Here is a 17,577-nt window from a genome sequence, read left to right as displayed (position 1 = left end):
GATCGAGGTGCGGCACAGGATATACCAGATTCCCCACCGGTGTTCCCCCACCCGGACGACAGCCTTTTTCGGGCGATCGTCCCCGCACGCCCCACGTGCCGCCAACGTTTCACCCGTCATCGGACACGGAGCCTCACGGCCGCGCCGTACCAAAACGCGTGCGACCCACCACGATCTCCACGTCGCCCTTCCCCGACAAAGCCACGGGCGCCCTTCTCGGACAAAGCCACGGGCGCCCTTCTCGGACAAAGCCACGGGCGCCCTTCTCGGACAAAGCCACGGGCGCCCTTCTCGGACAAAGCCACGGGCGCCCTTCTCCGACAAAGCCACGGGCGCCGGCGTCGGCGGTCGAACCTCGAGTCGCGAAACGAAACCTTTTACCACGGCCTTAGCAGAAGAACCAATTCTTTCGATCGTCGGTGCCAGCCTGCCCAATGGTATGGCAAGTACCCGTCGGAATCGGCAATTTCACGATCACCGCCGGCGTCAACCAGCCGCTGGACGATTTCCATGGACGCATAGGCGGCCGCACGGTGCAGCGGTGTTTCGCCGCGTGTCGGTGTCTGGCCATAGAAATTACAACTGACGATCCCGGGCTTGGTCACCGCATTCAGATCGGCTCCGTGCCGTATCAGCAACTCCACCAGCTCGACGCCCGCATCACCGGCCAGCCCGTGGTGGAGCGGCGTTTCCAGCGTCTCGTCACGGCCGCGATCCGGGACCGCACCGTGTTGAAGCAGCAGCCGCGCGCACTCGACTTGGTTGACATAGCAGAGTCCGGCCAACACCGACGCCCCGTGCTCGTTGGCCTGGCGATTCGGGTCGGCCCCCATGGCCAGCAGGTACTCGGTGATGTGCGGATGAAAGTTCAGCAGCGTGCCGGAGCCGTGCGATTCAGTCGCGTTGACGTCCACTCCGGATTCGACCAGACGGCGAACCGTGTCAAGGTCGCCGTCGAAGGCGGCGCGCTTCAGATCCTGTGAGCCAGCGTTCATCGGTACGCTACGTGATTGAGCCACCTACCCAAAGATTCCCTTCTTGGGCAGAATCGATGTCGGACTTCCCATCGCCTTCTCGGATTTCTTGACCGCCTTACGGAACTCCTTGTCCTTTCCGAATTCCGGGATCCGCGTCAACAGATCCTTGAACTCCATGATCGCCTCTTCGTGCATTTCTTTTGCCTGGTAAGCGCCGGCCAACATGTAGAATAACGACGGGTCATAGAAATCAGCGGACTTGCGCAGCGGCTCAAAGAACTTGGCGGCTTCGTTGGGGTTACCCGACTGCAGCGCGTCGACACCCTGAATGCGTTTGCTGGTCGGATGCTGCGGATCGAGTTGGATCGCTTGATCGAAGCATTGATCGGACAGCTTTGTGTGGCCCTGGCGTTCGTACCAGGACCCGATGTCGACCAGGGTGTCGAAATCATTGGCGTGCTGCTTCGCCGTCGCAGCGGCCAACTCCATCGCTTCATCAAGCTGGTTGAAAACCGTCATGCTTTGCAACAATTCCAATGCTTTTGACGGGTCGTCCATGTTCTCGGCCAGATTGGCCAGCCCCGACTCCAGATTTTCCTCCCGAATCCGCTCCCACTCTTTCAGCGGCATCACCCGGTGTCGGCGACAGACCGAGCACTCGCCGATGATCTGCTTCTTTCCCAGCGGGATGACCGGAATGAACAGCACGACGAAGAAGTAGCCGGTTTCGTAATCGGTCAGCGTGACATGTCGTTGGCACGAATCACAGATGCCGCCGTACACACGTGGGTTCTTTCGGCCGTAGTACTGGGTCCCGATTCCGTTGATGGTCGTTGGCATGCTGAATGGCGAACAGGCGAATATGTGCGGGGATGTCGATGTGACAGGGTAAACGATAGCGAGACGTCGTGTTGCTATTCTGGAATGCATCAATTCGATGTGACCACGCTCGCCAGAGCGTGGGAAACGCCGCGGGGCCACCTTCTGGTGTAGGTAGCGACGTTGATCTGGCTACGGAGTGATCGAGTGCAGCGGCAATTCCGGCAACGGCTCCGGATCCCAAACGCGAACCGCGACTTCGTCGACCACGGCTTCCCCATCGCCGATCACTTCAAACATCACCCGCACCTCGGTTTCGCCGACGCTTTGCCGATACAGTCGCACCGGGGTCCAGTCGGTCGCACCGCGAACCAAAACGCCCATTTCCTGGCCTCCTAAACTGTCATAGACCAGAACACCTTGATGCGGACCGCCGAACCCGATCGTGCGGATCATCGCATCCACCCGAACCGCTTGGGTCGGCTGAATCCTGACGGTCGGGCTGGACAGAATGGCGATCGTGCCCTCATAGCCGCCGCCGAGTGACTCGCCGGTCGTCGCGGCGGCGGACAAAGCGACCGCGCCTTTCCCGCTAAAGAATCCCCGTGAAATCCAGCGGGCGTTGGACTCCGCCCGGACCATGGTTCGTTGCCCGAACGCCCAGCCGCCGGCCGACAACACGTCGGCGCGGTCCAGTCCGCCCGATGCGATCAGGTTGTCGCTCCAGCCTTCGTCACCCATCAGGGGTTGCCATGCCGTTTGCAGCGTCGGACGGCCTTCGTCGATCGGCGGACTACTGATGTAACGTGGTGCCGTGCCCCGCGCGGTGTCGGACAAGAGCGCCTGGGAGAGCTGTAATCGCGACCGCACGGCCCAGGCGTCGGCTCGCCGCGACAGTCGCAAGGTGGCTTCCGCATCGCCGGCACGGTACACCCTTTCGGCGTCCTCGAGTGTCCTCCGAGCCGCCGTCAACAGATCGACCGGCATGATCGCCTGGGTCGCTCCGGAGCTAACGGCATGATCCCAGTCCTGGCGAACCTGTCGGACCTGGTCGCCGCACAATTGCCAGCGATCCGACGCAGCGCGGACCGCAAAACGACGCGCCGATTGGTCCAATCGGGCGGCCAACGATGAATCAGCACTGACCACGATGACCTCCGCCACATCCGGGGACACGATTTCGATCCGCGCCCCGGTCGGCGTCGAATCGATGTCGATCCGCTCGGCAGAAAAACTCGTCAGCCGCCACGCTGTTCGATGAACCATTTCGGGAGGCAACAAAATCTCGACGGCCCGTCCGTCACCGGCAAGGACTTGGTCACGTGTCGTCTGGTCGGACGTCAGCAACAAAAACTGATCTCCGGCGGCATCCAATCGTCCGCAGCGATAGGCGGCACCGCGGATCGGATACGGTGCGGCCGGTCGGCTCGATGCGATCCACGGCCCCAACATGGCCACGAACCGGTTGATATAACTGAGCGCCATCGACCGCTGGTGAGCGAACATCGTCCCCGACGCGAGCGACTCTTGCGAACGGAACACGATCGCGCAGGGCGTCTGCTCAAGCGACTGGACGACTTGGGTCAACATCGAGTGCCATCGGAAATTGCCCCCCGGCGGTGCCCCGATCGCGGCACTGATCGACCGGTTCATCAACGCCAACTTGTTCGGCGGTGACGATTCGATCGCGATTGCCATCGCTGTCCCCGAGCCGATGCGGGCGCGTCGATCCTGGAAGATCAACGCTTGTTCGGCCACTGACAGCCCCCGGCTGCGGAGCGCCGCATCGGAAACAATCGCATCGGCAATCGCCCCATAACTCGCCCAACGTTCTACCGGTGAAATCACGATCGGACGCTGCCACGCCGCGGGAAACATCCGTAATCGGCGCACGGTTTTATCCGTTTGGGAAACCCGCGAATTGTCCAACGCCACCCCGCCGCCGAGATACCACGCCATCACCGGGTCCAATAGCGGACCGAGCGCCGGGTCGGGGGCGATCGGCGGAGGCGCGTAGACGAGCATTTGCGATTGGATGGCGTCGCGCAACAGATCCGCGGTCGGTGGATGAGACAACAAAACCGCATCAAATCCCAGCGACCGGATCCACGTCAACGGTTCACCGCGATGCTCCAAAACCCGGATCACATTGTTTTGCGGAAACGCCACTTCGGCCAACACAGGACCAGAGCGATCCTGATCGGAGACCGGCCGCCGGATTTTTAACAACCGCTGCGATTGAATCGATACCTCCCGGCCGTTCGGACCAGCCGTGCCTTTCACCGCTTGCGTTGGCACCACATCGACACGCCCATGATCCCCCACCGGAATCATGCCACGAACGGACACTTGATCGATCCGCAACGTCGTTGTCCCCGGGCCACTGTAGGCGTTGATCACCATCGCATCGATGTAGGCGTTGTCCAAATTCGCATCACTCCCGTGGACCGCACGCAGATTCGCAATCTTGATCCGCAACTCACGTTCGATGTTGCCGATCCCAAGCGATTGGAACTTGCCCGGATGCTGATAAGTTGCGCCGTACAGGATCGCCGACAGGGGGCGACGCGTTTGGGGGTCACGCAGGAAAGGGAAACGGACGCGAAGCCCGACCCGGGCCCCATGGCGGGCACTCATGATCGACAATGTGGCGACCAGATCATTGATCGCGTGAATCGGTTCGAGCGGGTAAACCAAAATCGCTTCGCTGCCGACGCCCGCTTGGAACGTCATCGACTCGCAACCGCCGCCATCCACACCGCCGTCGGCCATGTTCTTGTGCTCGATCACCCGGGCATCACAATCGGAAGTGTCCAGGTGCAGGCGGGGTGGGTAGGCATCGAGTGAATCGAACAGATCCGCGCGGACCGGATTGCCCGCCGAAGCGAGTAACAAGACGAACCATGCGATCGCCAATCCGACGGGTGAGATCCCTTGACGGGACAACGCCGCAGTGGTCGGCGAGTCGTTTTTTTCCGAGTTTGCTCCGACACCGATGCCCACCACTCGGGCCCGTGAGGGCGCCCCAGCGCGGACGGCCGACGGCAAGCTTTGCCGAGCCCGAACGACTGACAGCACTTTCGATCGCGGGCGTCGGTATTTGAACTTCAATTGTTGACCCAAATCTTCATTGCCCAAACAATCAGCAGGACGACGGGAAAATCGCTCTCGGACGCAACCATCCGATAGCCGACCGGTGAACTCGTTGAACAAAGTGTGCGGTTGACGCGACGATGTCGAAAAAATTCCACATCACGTCGCAACCCGTCGCTTACTCCGTAAGGCGTTTGTGTATCAAGATTTAGGGTGCCAAGCCAAGGCGAAATGGTGTTGTTTTTTTTCACCGTTTCCTTTTGACATCACGAAAACTGCGATCACCCTAAACCTTTGACGCAGAACAGCTTACGCAGAAAACTCGGCCGTGCCGGCAGGATCTGGCACCGCGAGTGCAAAGGACGGCAACCAAAGCAACCTTTCAATGTATCTCTCTCCGGAGCCCTGGCGCATGCAAAAGACGACGATCGGATCGAACAAACAAGTTGGCGACGAAGTTCCCCAAGAATTGCGTGAGCTGACTGCAGCGATCGACGCCCTGCCCGCACGCTACCGTGACACCGTCGCGCCGGCGCTCTCGCGTGCGATCGACTGCAGCACCCGGCGGCGACGCATCCTGAACCTCGTTCAAGAAGCCCTGTCGCAATTGCGGTTGGACATGAAATACCTGGTGTTTGACCTGGAAGCCACCCGCCGCGAACGCGATCAATATCGAGAAATCTTGGAAAAAGAAGACCTGCTCTAGTATTCCACCGCAGCTTGGTTTTCGGGTAGTTGACGAGGCGACGAGTCCATTCGGATTGCCGGCTGCCAGGACTCCTCGCGTCGTCCACTACCGCCTACCCGGCGCTTCCACGTTCGCGTTCACCCGGTCCGCGGGCGGTGTCCGATTCAGCTATCATGCGTTGAATCTCGCCCGCCCAACTGAACCCCGTGATCGCTGAACATGAACCGACAGCCTCGCCCATCCCGCCTCGCTTTCGCCCGCCACGTTGCCACCCGCCGACGCTTCACACGTGACGTCACCGCCAGACGACGTTCTCGGCGACTAATCGCAATCGCCTTGGCGGCGACACTCTCCGCCACGCCGACATTTTCTGCCCCGGCGTTTTCGGCCCAGCCGAGCGTCCGCGAGGCGCTCCAGACGATCGCACGGACCGATGGTTCGGCCGCTTTGGACCAAGACGCCGCCGCCGCGGCCACCCGGATTCAGTCACTGCCCAGTTCACAAGTGACCGAAGTCCTGGACGGGTTTGAAAACGCGACGCGGCGCGGGAACAATTGGTTGCGAGCGATCGCGGCCGATGTCAGCGACAATGGTCCGTTTCAAAAAGACGCGCTGCTGGATTTCTTTTCCGATACTCAAAAACATCCCGACGCGCGCTACGTCGCCTATCAACTGCTGGTCCAACACGACGGTGATTTGAAACCGACACTGTTGGCAAACGCCGAAACCGACCCCTCGCTTCCGGTCCGATTCCTCAAGATCGCCGCAATGATCGACGAGGGGGCAGCACTGGTGTCCAGCCAGCCGGATCAAGCCGAAAAGATCCTGCGCCAGGTGATCGCCAACGGCCGTAGTCCCAAACAGCTTGAACAGACGGCGAAACTGCTCGCGGACTTGGACGTTTCCATCGACTTGGCGGAGGAATTGGGAATGATGCGTCGCTGGTGGCTGATCGGCCCGTTCGACAACACCGACAGCGAACACTTCGACACCGCCTACGTTCCCGAAAACCGCTACCTGGAATCCGGGTCACCGATCGCGAAGGACACCGCCGGAGATCCGAAACCGGAAGCGGGGAAACAACAGACCGCCAACTGGCAACAGATCCGAAGCGACGACAAACTGGGCATGGTCGATTTGAACGGACCACTGTCCAACGAAAAGGATGCTGCGGCCTACGTTTTTGCAACGTTCACCGTCGAAAACGCAGACACGCCACTGGCCGCGCAAGCCCGCATCGGCTGCATCACGGCCAACAAGGTCTGGATCAACGGGAAACTGGTCTCCAGCAACGAAGTCTACCACTCGGGCACACGGATCGACCAATACGTCGACGACTGTGAATTGGTCGAGGGCGAAAACACGGTGCTGATCAAAGTCATGCAAAACGCCCAAACGCAACCGTGGGCCCAAGACTGGCAATTCCAATTCCGACTGACCCGCCCCGACGGATCGGCGATCAAGACGACCGTGTTGTAGGTCCGCCTGACGATAGAAGCATTGGTGTCGACACAAGTCGGCTCGCAATCCAGGGCATGGCTCCCCTCTCCCTAAAACAGATCGCGCATTAGTTTCTGATTGCACGGTAACGATGACCGCGATCTGTTTTGGGGAGAGGGGCTATACACCTGGGCCGCCTGCGCCTCAATTCGGTGGCTCTTGGCAGGCCGCTGGCCCCCTCATCCCCGGCCCTTCTCCCCCGCAAAGCCGGGGGAGAAGGGAGCCATTGTAAATTGTGAAATAACCAAAGCTTCTAGCGAGCGTTTCGTTTTTAACCTGGTGCGCATGAAATCGCCCCGACAACGCTCGCCCAGAAGGTCCGTCATACAAAAAGATGCGACGACCTCGAGAGAGAGGGCTGTCGTGCTAAGAGAAACGCCATCGACCGCCCAGAAGGGGCGAGGTGCGTTTCACTGCGCCGCTGCAGTTCCGATTCGCTTGAGCACCTGGTCGGTCGGCTCGGGATCGATCGCTTCCAAGGGACTGTCGTCGCGGGCGAAGAACATCAGGTGTTGCCACGGCAGTTCGTTGTACTCGCGCACCAACTTGAAACCGTTCGCCTGATACTCCTTCATGATCTGGCGTTTGGACATCTTGTGCAGCAACTTGATCGGCACGGTCGGGTCTTCCTTGCGGTACTCCAGCAGTGCGACCACTCCGGTCGGGGTCAGCGAACGGCGGATCTCCCACAGCATCGATTGCGGATGCGAAAACTCGTGGTACACGTCGACCATCAGCAGCAAGTCGATTTCGTTTTCCGGCAACTTGGGATTATCGATCGTCCCCAGCACGGGACGAATGTTTTTCAAACCAAACTGATCGGCCCGCTGGCGAAGTTTTTGCAACATCTCCGGTTGGATGTCGACGGCATAGACGGCGCCTTCTTCGCCGACCTTCCTGGCCATCGGCAACGTCCAATAGCCGTTGCCACAACCGAGGTCACAGAGCACCATGCCGGGTTTGAGATCCAGTTTTTGAAACGACTCCGACGCGTTTTCCTCTTGATCCCGTTCCGGTCGCACCAACCAGGACGCGCCCAGATGGCTCATCGGTTTCGCCACGACGCGACCCAGATAGCTCTTCCGTGCCTTCTCCTCGGGTTTTGTGTCCGATTGCCGGGCCTCTGATTCGCCCGACGCTGCGCTCGTTTCAGCCGCCGGTTGGCCCGCGGCGTCTTGAGCTTGGCATGTCGACGGAAGTAGCACCCCGGTGACAAACGCCAGCAGAACAAGCGAACATGCTGAAACGTAAGACGTCGGCAAAACGCGCGAGCACAGGGCTGGAAGAGAGAAGTTCATAGAATGCGCGGAGGAAAAGACGCAGCTTCTGGGAAACTTCGTCGGGGGAGAAAGGAGGTAACCAAACCGACGATTCGCCTGGACGAGACAATCGTCGCTACCTTCGCCAGAAGGTGGATCCCCGGTTCGTGCCACGCTCTGGCGAGCGTAGCTACGACGATGCGCGACTAACACTCCAGATCGTCGACCACTTTGGGCAGCGCGAACTCGGGCTCGAAGGCGCCATCGAACGTGTACACGTCATCGAAGTCTTCACGACGATCCGATTCACTCTTGCGCATCTGTTCGATGCGGATCAAATTGTAAACGATCTCGCCGAAGTCGCTGGTCGATTTGATCCCCCACGATCCCAGGACCATGCTGCCCAGGTAACCGTACTGGTCGATGGCGTAACGACGACAGGCTTCGCAAAGTTGCTGACCGGTGATGTGCTTGGGACGGCCTTTGGAGAGGGAGTCTCCCGAAACGGTCGCCTGAGTCAGTTCGGGCAGATGTTCGTGGGCGAACTGCAACGCCTCACGAATGAACTGGTAGGCTTCGTATTTGTACCGCGAGTCCTCCTTCAGCAACTTCCGCATTGCTTGGAGGGGCGAGTTCGTCAATTCGTTGCTCATGTCACGGTCTATCTTGATTCGATTGTTGGCTCTGTCATCACATCATCACCCCTTCATCATCACCCTTGACCGTCTGTCACGAGTCTTTGGATCCACCCTTGCGTCCGCCGCGGCGGTTTTTGGCCGGCGGCGGAGCCTTGGTCACGCGAACGACCTGGTCGACACCCAACAGTATCCTCCGATTGTCATCCGTACGCACCATCAATTGTTGCGAAAGAATGTCGTGAGCCAAGACCGCCGCGTTGCCTTCTCGGGTCAAAATCTCCGACCCGATCGGCGGCAATTCGGCAGCCAACTGCTCATAGGTCTCGAATTCATAGCGTAAACAACACTTCAGCCGCCCGCACCGCCCCGAGATTTTGGTCGGATCGAGGGTTGACCGCTGTAGTTTAGCCATCTTCATCGACACCGGCGGCATCTTGCTCAAAAACGTCGCACAGCACAATGGCTGGCCACAGTCACCGTAGTCGGCCAGCAGCTTGGCTTCGTCGCGGACCCCGATTTGACGCATTTCGATCCGCGTCTGGAATTCTCCGGCCAGATCGCGGACCAGTTGCCGAAAATCGACCCGCCCCTCGGCGACGTAATAGACGACGACCCGTTCTCCGCCCAACAGGCGTTCGACGTCGACCAAATCCATTTTCAATCGCCGCGCATCGACACAGCGCTGGCAAATCGTCAAATCATCCCGCGTCTGCCCCTGGATGTGTTCCCACTGGTTCAAATCATCGGCGGAAAGCCGCCGGATGATTTTGCCCGCGGTCGGCTCCTGCATCGCGTCCAACGCGTTGGGCGTCGCTTCGCACAACACCGTCGCGATTTCCGTCCCACGATCGGTCCGCGCCACAACCCGATCGTTGTAGCGAAACCGTTCACGTGCACTGAGCACGCCCAGGATTCGCATGGAACCGAACCGGGCAACATATTCCAGCGGCTGTTTCGGTTTCGTTCGTTCGGTTTGCTCTCGACTTTCCGGAGACTCCGGACTTGTCATTCGTTTGCCTCAGCCGGTTTCGCCGCGGCCGGATTCCAAGCCCAGCGTTGGCCGGCGGTGACGATACCGTTCTTGCGGGTTCCCACCAGCAATTGCCCCGGTCCGCGAAAACACAACGCCCACACGCCGCTTTCCGCACCGATCGTCGACACGCTGCCGCCGGAAGCGAAATGGATCTTTCCACTGACTTCCGATGCCGCGATTTGCCCGGCGTCGGAAACCGCGATCCGCGTGATCCAATCGGTTCCCTTGGCGATCGATTCCGGTTTCGCTTCCGGCTTGGCTTCCACGCGGTACAGGTTTCGGTCAGCCGAGCCGACGATCAATGACGAGTCGCTTTCATACGCCACGCACCAAGCGGTCTCCTCGCCGACGGCGACACTGCCCACGCTTTCCAGCTCGGGCCATTTCAACAGGTGCACTTTGCCGTCGCCATCGGTGGCGGCCAATTGCGTCTTGTTAGGCGAGAAAGCGAGCGAGGTAATTGAGGCAGGACTAAGTTCGACCGTTTTGGACACCTTGGCGTCGGCGATGCTCCAGGCGAACAGTTTTCCGGATTCGTTCCCGGCAACAATCATCTGATCATCCGGCGAAACGACAATCTTTTGGCACCAGCGTTCAAACGCCGCCTCGTGGGTCCTCGGCGTCTTGGACGCGACGTCATAGAGCACCAGGTTGCCCTTGTAGTCGGCGCTGGCGATCGTCTTTCCGTCCGAGGTGGTTATAACGGACCATACTGCAGCGGGATGCTCGTAAAGCTCCTCCAAGTCGCCCGGCGCGTCGGGTTGGAATCGTGACACGGTGCCCGGACGCAGCAGCAATCCGGTTGCGGTGCCGGCAACAAAGCTCCCGTCTCCGGCAGCCGCGATCGACGTGATCCATTGGGATTCGGCATCCACCGACTTGGCAGCCCCGGAATCGTCCGCCCGGGCAGAAAGGGTGGCCAGTCCAACAAGCAACGCGGCGAAAAGACGAAGTTTCATAATTCGCATTTAGAGCAAGGAGGGAATCGAAGGGGGGGGAATCAGAAAGCTGCATTGTAACGCTTTCTGATCGTCGCATCCTACTCGTCAGTCACGCAACCCTCGCTGGCCGATTTAACCGTCTTGATGTACTTGTACAGCGTCCCGCGCTGGGCCTTCAGTGCCGGCGCGGTCCATGCCGATTTTCGCTCCGCCAGTTCTTCGTCCGTCAGCGCGACGTCCAACGAGTTGGTTTCGGCATCGATCGTGATCGAGTCGCCGTCGCAGAGCAATCCGATCGGACCGCCGAGTTGTGCTTCGGGGGTGACGTGACCGACGATGAATCCGTGGCTTCCGCCGCTGAATCGCCCGTCGGTGATCATCGCGACGTCGGATCCCAATCCGGCACCCATGATGGCGCTCGTCGGTGTCAACATCTCCGGCATCCCGGGACCACCTTGCGGGCCTTCGTAGCGGATGACCACGACGTCGCCTTTTTGAATCTTCTTTTGCTCCAGCGCCGCCAGCATGGCTTCTTCGCTGTCAAAGCAACGCGCCGGTCCGGTGAATATCAACCCTTCCTTGCCGGTGATCTTGGCCACCGCACCCTCGGGCGCCAAACTGCCTTTCAGAATTCGAATGTGGCCGCTGGGTTTGATCGGATTCTCCACCGTGCGGACGATCTTTTGACCTTCTTTCAATCCCGGCAGCGACTCCACGTTTTCGGCAAGCGTCTTTCCGGTCACGGTCAAACAGGATCCATCCATCAGCCCCTTTTCCAACAGGTACTTCATCACCGCCGGCGTACCACCGATCGAATGCAGGTCCTCTTGGACGAACCGGCCACTGGGTTTTAGATCCGCCAGATAAGGAATCCGATCGCTGACCGACTGGAAATCATCGATCGTAAGCGGCACACCGACGCTGCGTGCCATCGCGATCAAGTGCAACACCGCGTTGGTGCTGCCGCCAAGTGCCATCACGGTGACCATCGCGTTTTCGAACGCGGTGCGGGTCATGATGTCGCGCGGCTTGATGTCCTTCTCCAATAATTCCAAGATCGCTTCACCGGCCAACCGGCACTCGTCTTTCTTTTGCGGGTCTTCGGCCGGCGTGCTGGCCGAATAGGGCAACGACATGCCCAACGCTTCGATCGCCGTGGCCATCGTGTTGGCCGTGTACATGCCGCCGCAAGCGCCGGCACCGGGACAGCTCTTCTCGACGATCTCTTGGCGTTCATCGTCGCTGATCTGGCCGGCGATGAATTGACCGTAACACTGGAACGCGCTGACGATGTCCAGCTTTTCACCGTTGCGGAATCCTGGTTTGATCGTGCCGCCGTAAACCATGATCGCCGGTCGATTCAAACGCCCCATCGCGATCAGACATCCGGGCATGTTCTTGTCACACCCCGGCAAGGCGATCAATCCGTCGTACCACTGGGCGCCCATGATCGTTTCGATCGAATCGGCGATCAGATCACGGCTCTGCAACGAATAACTCATCCCGTCGGTGCCCATCGAGATCCCGTCGCTGACCCCGATGGTGTTGAAGCGCATTCCGACCATCCCGGCCGCTTGAACCCCCTGCTTGACCTCGGCGGCCAAATCCAGCAGGTGCATGTTGCAGCTGTTCCCTTCGTACCAAACGCTCGCGATCCCGATTTGGGGCTTGTCCATGTCCTCGCGGGTCATTCCCGTCGCGTAAAGCATCGCTTGGGAGGCACCCTGACTTTTCGGTTGCGTGATCTTGCTGGAGTATTTGTTCAGCTGGGACATGGTTGACGGCGTTGAAGGGGGGGAATGTTAGAAGACGAAAAAACCGGAACCGATCGATTCGCACGGAAGGGCAAAGCGTTATTATCATGATCGCTGCCCGTTTCACAATCCGCCGGACTTTCGGCGTTCCCCGCCATCGGAATTTCTCCCATGCCCAGCGTTCTGCGTTCCACGTTCCTGTGCGGATGCTCGTGTGCCACCGTCCTGGCGACTGCATTGTTCTTGCCAGCTCTGTTGTTGCCAGCTTCCTCGTCAGCCGCGGACACATCGACCGGAGACCAGGTTCAGCTGTTCGACGGAAAAACGCTCGACGGCTGGAACGGTGACGAAAAATGGTTCCGCGTCCAAGACGGCGCGATCATCGCCGGAAGCGCGAGCGAAAAGATCCCCGCCAACCAGTTCCTGTGCACCAACAAGACCTATCGCGATTTTGAATTGACCGTCGACGCAAAACTGGTCGGCCAAGGCAATAACGCCGGTGTGCAGTTCCGCACCAAACGGATCCCCGATGACACCGAAGTGATCGGTTACCAGGCCGACATCGGATTCATGCCCAACGGCACCTGCTGGGGCGCGTTGTACGACGAATCGCGGCGGCGAAAGTTCTTGGCCGAATCCCCCGAGATCGCGATGAAAGCCGTCCGACGCGGCGATTGGAACACGTTGAAAATCATCGCCCGCGGCGACCGGATTCAGATCTTCTTGAACGGCGTCCAAACCGTCGACTACACCGAACAAGACCCCGACATCGAACGCGACGGAGTGATCGCGCTGCAAGTCCACAGCGGTCCGCCGCTGGAGGTCCACTACCGAAACATCAAACTCCGCGAGCTGTAATTCATGGTGGACTAGGATATCCGACTCGTCGGACCAACCGTTCGGCCCCCGCCGACGTGCAGCTCATCATTCTGCCATCCCTTTTCTTCATTCTCACCGGATCGAAAGGACGTCGCGGCAGGGTGGAGAGGTAGGAAGATTTTGGAGGTAGGAAGATTTGCAGAATCGAAAGGGGGCGCGCACCAATAATTTTCTTACCCCCGAAATCTTCCTACCAGATTTGTGCAGGCGACTAAGAAGCGGGACCGCTTGCTGGACCTGGCTGATGTCAGTTGAGGCCTCCTGCCAAGCTGCCAGCGAATTCCGCGTCCCCCACCATTCTCACTGCACGCCGAACCGGTGGATCGTGGTTTCGGACATCGAGTCGCCCGGACGCAGCAGGGTGCTGGGGAAATTCGGCTTGTTGGGGGCATCGGGATAATGCTGCGTCTCCAAACAGAATGCGTCGTGGGATCCGTTGCCGCCGGTTTCGGGGCCGCCGCCGAGATGGTTGGCGGTGTACAGCTGGATGCCCGGCTGGGTCGTTTCGATCTCCAGCGTTCGCCCCGATTCCGGATCGACCACCAGCGCCGCCTTGCGTAGCTGACCTGGCTCGCCGCGAACGATGTAGCAGTGGTCATAGCCCTTGGTTGCCGGCAGCTGATCGACGCGATCGCCCAGCGGGGTCGGGGTCCGAAAATCCAGCGGTGTTTCGGCCACGTCGTTGGACTCGCCGGTCGGAATCAAGTCGTCGTCAACGTCCAAGTACTGATCGGCCTGGATGGTCGCGACGTGGCCTTTGGCCGTTCCGGATCCGGCCCCACGCAGGTTCCAGTAGCTGTGGTTGGTCAAATTGACATGCGTCGCTTGGTCGGTCGTCGCGGAATAGACGATTTTCAGCTCATCGGCGTCATTCCAGCTGTACTCGGCGATCGCTTCGACGGTCCCGGGAAAGCCGTTGTCCCCGTCGGGGCTGGTCAAACGGAATCGCACCCCCACCGATCCGTCCTGCTCCAGCGTTTCGGCGGACCAGACCTGGTAGGAAAAATTCTTGTTCCCACCGTGCAGTTGGTGTTTTCCATGATTGACGACCAGAGCATACTCAGTGCCATCGATCGTGAATTTCGCGTTGCCGATCCGGTTGCAGAACCGACCGACGCTGCTGCCGAAATACGGGTGGCCGGCAACGTATCGATCCAGATTATCAAAACTTAAATTGACGTTGGCCAAGGTGCCATCGCGATCGGGAACCTCGACGTCCAACAGCGTGGCGCCGTAGTTCATCACGCTGACTTTGTGACCGCTCGAATTAACCAGCGTGTAACGGGTGATCGGCTGGTCGTCGGCGGTTCCGAAAGAGGCGGTTTCGATCTTCATGTTCGTTGGGCTATCGTAGAATTACAGTTCGTCAGCAAGGTTATCAGAGAACGCAACATCATGACCGGTCCGCTTGGGGAATTGAATGGGGGCACCCTTCATGCCACCGATCGACACGTCGCTCCCGGCGATCGGGCGGCGGCGACCGCATCCCCGAATCGGTACCGGGAATTGAAAATCGGCGACGTCGCGATCGGATTCCCGGTCGTCCAAGCGGCCTTGAGCGGCTACAGCGATTTGCCCATGCGGGTGATCGCGCGGCGACATGGCGCCAGCTACAGCGTTTGTGAAGTGATGCTGGATCAGTTTTTGTTGGCACTGGGAAAACGCCAAAAGACCAAGCACTTTTTGGACATCCACCCGGACGAACACCCCGTCGGCGGCCAATTGATGGGGGCCGAACCGGAGCAGTTTTCGCTCGGGGCACTCAAGTTGGTCGAAGCCGGGTTCGACATCATCGACGTCAATTTCGGCTGCCCGGTGAAGAAAGTCTTGGGGCGATGCCGTGGCGGGTTCCATCTTTCCCAACCCGAGGTGGCGATCGAGATCCTGCAGCGGACGCGCGACATCGTTCCCCCCCAGATTCCCGTCACCGTCAAAATGCGCCGCGGCATCGACGATTCGGCGGAATCCCGCGACGCGTTTTTCGAGATCTTAGACGGCGCACGCGACGCCGGCCTGGCCGCCGCCACCGTGCACGGCCGGACGGTCGTGCAACGCTACGTCGGCCCCAGTCGTTGGGAATTCTTGCGCGACGTGAAATCCCACGTCGGAGGATCGATGCAGATTCTCGGCAGCGGCGATTTGTTCTCGGCGGCGGACTGCTTGCGGATGATCGATCAAACGGGGATCGACGGCGTCACCGTCGCCCGCGGCGCGATCGGCAACCCCTGGATCTTCCAGCAAGCCCGCGCACTCGCCTCCGGAAAACCGCTCCCCGAACCGCCCACGCTGTTTCAACAAGCCGCGGTGATGCGCGAGCACTTTGCGCTGTGCGAACAAACCTACGGCGAAGCCCGAGCCCCCTTGTTGATGCGAAAATTCGCCATCAAATACAGCCAGTCCCATCCCCAGTACGAAACGGTTCGTCTGTCGCTCGTTAAACTGAAAACGCGAGCCGACTTCGAAGCCGCACTTCAACTCCACTACGGCAACGACGGCCCCGGGCGGATGATCCCCCGTGATTGCCACGGCAGCCAGGAAGAAAAATGACCAGCTACTTTGAAACCGGCAGCGAATCGACATCGCTGACCTCCGACGACTTGCGAGCGGCGCTCGAAGAAACGTTTGCCAAGATCGGTCAGCCGAACAAAGCGTTGCTGTTGCCCCCGGACCACACGCGACTGTTCAGCCGCGCCGGCGAGATCACCGCGCTGTGCCACGAAATGCTGGGCCAGCGCGTCGCCGACATCATGCCCGCCCTGGGCACCCACAGCCCGATGAAACCGGAACAGCTTTCGCACATGTTCCCCGGTGTGCCGTTGGACCTGTTTCGCCCCCACCGCTGGCGAGACGATGTCGTGACCTTGGGAACCGTTCCGGCGTCATTCGTCTCCGACGTGACCGGCGGGCTGTACAACAAACCCTGGAAAGCGCAAGTCAACAAGATGCTCCGCGACGGCGGACACGACCTGATCTTCTCCATCGGCCAAGTCGTCCCGCACGAAGTCATCGGGATGGCCAACTACAACAAGAACGTCTTCGTCGGGACCGGCGGCGTCGAAGGGATCAACGAAAGTCACTACTTGAGCGCCGTCTACGGCATCGAACAGACCTTGGGGCGGGCCGACACGCCGCTGCGACAAATCCTGAATTATGCCCAAGACGAATTCTGCAAAGGGATGCCCATCGTCTATGCGTTAACCGTGATCCAGCAAATGCCCGATGGAACGCTTCACACGCGGGGGCTATACATCGGCGACGACCACGAAACCTTTTTCAAGGCCGCCGAACTGGCCTACAAGGTCAACATCACGCACCTGGAAAAGCCGCCGCAACATGTCGTCGCCTACCTGGATCCGTCGGAATTCAAAAGCACCTGGCTGGGCAACAAGGCGATCTATCGAACCCGGCTGGCGATCGCAACGGGCGGACGGCTGACCATCCTCGGTCCGGCGGTGGAAGAGTTCGGCGAAGACGGCGAAATCGATCGCCTGATCCGAAAGTACGGCTACCGCACCAAAAACGAGATCGTGCAGCTGGTCGCCGAAAACGAAGACCTGGCCGCCAACCCGTCCGCCGCCGCCCACCTGGTGCACGGCTCCCACGAAAACCGCTTCGAAGTCGTCTACGGGGCCGGCAAGTTATCGGCCGATGAGATCGCGTCGGTCGGCTACACGCCCGGTGACATCAACGCGTTGATGAACCGCTACGACGTCAGCAAGCTGACCGACGGCTGGCACACCGACGTCGACGGCAGCGAATTCTACTTCATCCAGAACCCGGCCTTAGGGCTTTGGCAAGCTGAGTTGAGTTGAGCGAAAAATAATCTCTGGTTTCTTGTTTTTTCGCTAGCATCCCCCCATCCGACGCGTTTGAATTTGGGTAGATCCATGGGAAGAGCGCAGCGCCCTCGATGATTGATCCGGTACGTCACGGGATCCGGTCGGGGCGGGGCACACGCGCCCTGAAACACATGCAGTGAGAGCGAAAAGCGCGCCA

The 17,577-nt window shown here is 59.8% G+C and carries 15 protein-coding genes; 5 read left to right on the top strand and 10 right to left on the bottom strand.

The features are described 5' to 3' along the window. Positions 1 to 377 precede the first annotated feature (377 nt). The 4 genes from Mal15_RS14860 to Mal15_RS14845 all read right to left on the bottom strand — a co-directional run bounded on the left by Mal15_RS14860 (position 378) and on the right by Mal15_RS14845 (position 5,140). Entirely contained in the window at positions 378 to 995 is a 618-nt protein-coding gene (locus Mal15_RS14860) for an ankyrin repeat domain-containing protein (protein ID WP_147868495.1), read from the bottom strand. Positions 996 to 1,019: 24 nt separating this feature from the next. Beyond that, complete coding sequence (locus Mal15_RS14855; RefSeq protein WP_167546826.1) at positions 1,020 to 1,817, bottom strand: hypothetical protein; 798 nt, start codon at positions 1,815 to 1,817, stop codon at positions 1,020 to 1,022. Positions 1,818 to 1,988: 171 nt separating this feature from the next. Beyond that, on the bottom strand, positions 1,989 to 4,799 hold the full coding sequence (locus Mal15_RS14850) for a hypothetical protein (protein WP_147868493.1): 2,811 nt from the start codon (positions 4,797 to 4,799) through the stop codon (positions 1,989 to 1,991). A 104-nt stretch (positions 4,800 to 4,903) separates the two neighbouring features. Further along, on the bottom strand, positions 4,904 to 5,140 hold the full coding sequence (locus Mal15_RS14845) for a hypothetical protein (RefSeq protein WP_147868492.1): 237 nt from the start codon (positions 5,138 to 5,140) through the stop codon (positions 4,904 to 4,906). A gap of 134 nt (positions 5,141 to 5,274) precedes the next feature. Here Mal15_RS14845 and Mal15_RS14840 point away from each other — a divergent pair, with 134 nt between their 5' ends. Further along, positions 5,275 to 5,595: a transcriptional regulator gene (locus Mal15_RS14840; RefSeq protein ID WP_233903453.1), complete on the top strand. Its 321-nt coding sequence runs from the start codon at positions 5,275 to 5,277 to the stop codon at positions 5,593 to 5,595. Positions 5,596 to 5,913: 318 nt separating this feature from the next. Further along, complete coding sequence (locus Mal15_RS14835) at positions 5,914 to 7,056, top strand: hypothetical protein (protein ID WP_147868491.1); 1,143 nt, start codon at positions 5,914 to 5,916, stop codon at positions 7,054 to 7,056. Between the two features lie 431 nt (positions 7,057 to 7,487). On the opposite strand, the gene Mal15_RS14830 is transcribed toward Mal15_RS14835, so the two are convergent. The 5 genes from Mal15_RS14830 to ilvD form a co-directional block, all read right to left on the bottom strand. Then, positions 7,488 to 8,126 carry a class I SAM-dependent methyltransferase gene (locus Mal15_RS14830; RefSeq protein ID WP_390623513.1) on the bottom strand — a complete coding sequence of 213 codons (639 nt, stop codon included), beginning with the start codon at positions 8,124 to 8,126 and terminating at the stop codon, positions 7,488 to 7,490. Positions 8,127 to 8,542: 416 nt separating this feature from the next. Next, positions 8,543 to 8,989, bottom strand: coding sequence for a Minf_1886 family protein (locus tag Mal15_RS14825; protein WP_147868489.1), 447 nt, complete (start codon positions 8,987 to 8,989; stop codon positions 8,543 to 8,545). A gap of 76 nt (positions 8,990 to 9,065) precedes the next feature. Next, entirely contained in the window at positions 9,066 to 9,983 is a 918-nt protein-coding gene (locus Mal15_RS14820; protein ID WP_233903452.1) for a PSP1 domain-containing protein, read from the bottom strand. Beyond that, positions 9,980 to 10,966 (bottom strand): WD40 repeat domain-containing protein, encoded by a 987-nt coding sequence (locus Mal15_RS14815; RefSeq protein WP_167546825.1) that lies wholly within the window; start codon positions 10,964 to 10,966, stop codon positions 9,980 to 9,982. Before Mal15_RS14815 ends, Mal15_RS14820 begins: the two co-directional genes overlap by 4 nt. An 80-nt stretch (positions 10,967 to 11,046) precedes the next feature. Then, positions 11,047 to 12,723: a dihydroxy-acid dehydratase gene (ilvD, locus tag Mal15_RS14810; RefSeq protein WP_147868487.1), complete on the bottom strand. Its 1,677-nt coding sequence runs from the start codon at positions 12,721 to 12,723 to the stop codon at positions 11,047 to 11,049. 150 nt (positions 12,724 to 12,873) lie between these two features. On the opposite strand from ilvD, the gene Mal15_RS14805 reads away from it, so the two are divergent. Then, positions 12,874 to 13,560 (top strand): 3-keto-disaccharide hydrolase, encoded by a 687-nt coding sequence (locus tag Mal15_RS14805; RefSeq protein WP_147868486.1) that lies wholly within the window; start codon positions 12,874 to 12,876, stop codon positions 13,558 to 13,560. A 321-nt stretch (positions 13,561 to 13,881) separates the two neighbouring features. On the opposite strand, the gene Mal15_RS14800 is transcribed toward Mal15_RS14805, so the two are convergent. Beyond that, positions 13,882 to 14,916 carry an aldose epimerase family protein gene (locus tag Mal15_RS14800; RefSeq protein WP_147868485.1) on the bottom strand — a complete coding sequence of 345 codons (1,035 nt, stop codon included), beginning with the start codon at positions 14,914 to 14,916 and terminating at the stop codon, positions 13,882 to 13,884. Between the two features lie 60 nt (positions 14,917 to 14,976). Here Mal15_RS14800 and Mal15_RS14795 point away from each other — a divergent pair, with 60 nt between their 5' ends. Together Mal15_RS14795 and Mal15_RS14790 are read left to right on the top strand one after the other, a co-directional pair. After that, positions 14,977 to 16,128, top strand: coding sequence for a tRNA dihydrouridine synthase (locus Mal15_RS14795; RefSeq protein WP_147868484.1), 1,152 nt, complete (start codon positions 14,977 to 14,979; stop codon positions 16,126 to 16,128). Then, positions 16,125 to 17,393 carry a lactate racemase domain-containing protein gene (locus tag Mal15_RS14790; protein ID WP_147868483.1) on the top strand — a complete coding sequence of 423 codons (1,269 nt, stop codon included), beginning with the start codon at positions 16,125 to 16,127 and terminating at the stop codon, positions 17,391 to 17,393. Before Mal15_RS14795 ends, Mal15_RS14790 begins: the two co-directional genes overlap by 4 nt. Positions 17,394 to 17,577 lie beyond the last annotated feature (184 nt).

Origin of the sequence: Stieleria maiorica (assembly GCF_008035925.1) — a bacterium.
GTDB classification, from domain to species: Bacteria; Planctomycetota; Planctomycetia; order Pirellulales; family Pirellulaceae; genus Stieleria; species Stieleria maiorica.
The sequence above is the reverse complement of the archived record's forward strand: the minus strand, read 5'-3'. Positions and strand labels throughout refer to the sequence as shown.

Coding starts and splice junctions, on each gene's coding strand:
- ilvD (WP_147868487.1), bottom strand. CDS start 12,723: ATGTCCCAGCTGAACAAATACTCCAGCAAGATCACGCAACCGAAAAGT.
- Mal15_RS14790 (WP_147868483.1), top strand. CDS start 16,125: ATGACCAGCTACTTTGAAACCGGCAGCGAATCGACATCGCTGACCTCC.
- Mal15_RS14820 (WP_233903452.1), bottom strand. CDS start 9,983: ATGACAAGTCCGGAGTCTCCGGAAAGTCGAGAGCAAACCGAACGAACG.
- Mal15_RS14855 (WP_167546826.1), bottom strand. CDS start 1,817: ATGCCAACGACCATCAACGGAATCGGGACCCAGTACTACGGCCGAAAG.
- Mal15_RS14795 (WP_147868484.1), top strand. CDS start 14,977: ATGACCGGTCCGCTTGGGGAATTGAATGGGGGCACCCTTCATGCCACC.
- Mal15_RS14805 (WP_147868486.1), top strand. CDS start 12,874: ATGCCCAGCGTTCTGCGTTCCACGTTCCTGTGCGGATGCTCGTGTGCC.
- Mal15_RS14825 (WP_147868489.1), bottom strand. CDS start 8,989: ATGAGCAACGAATTGACGAACTCGCCCCTCCAAGCAATGCGGAAGTTG.
- Mal15_RS14840 (WP_233903453.1), top strand. CDS start 5,275: ATGTATCTCTCTCCGGAGCCCTGGCGCATGCAAAAGACGACGATCGGA.
- Mal15_RS14815 (WP_167546825.1), bottom strand. CDS start 10,966: ATGAAACTTCGTCTTTTCGCCGCGTTGCTTGTTGGACTGGCCACCCTT.
- Mal15_RS14800 (WP_147868485.1), bottom strand. CDS start 14,916: ATGAAGATCGAAACCGCCTCTTTCGGAACCGCCGACGACCAGCCGATC.
- Mal15_RS14860 (WP_147868495.1), bottom strand. CDS start 995: ATGAACGCTGGCTCACAGGATCTGAAGCGCGCCGCCTTCGACGGCGAC.
- Mal15_RS14830 (WP_390623513.1), bottom strand. CDS start 8,126: ATGAGCCATCTGGGCGCGTCCTGGTTGGTGCGACCGGAACGGGATCAA.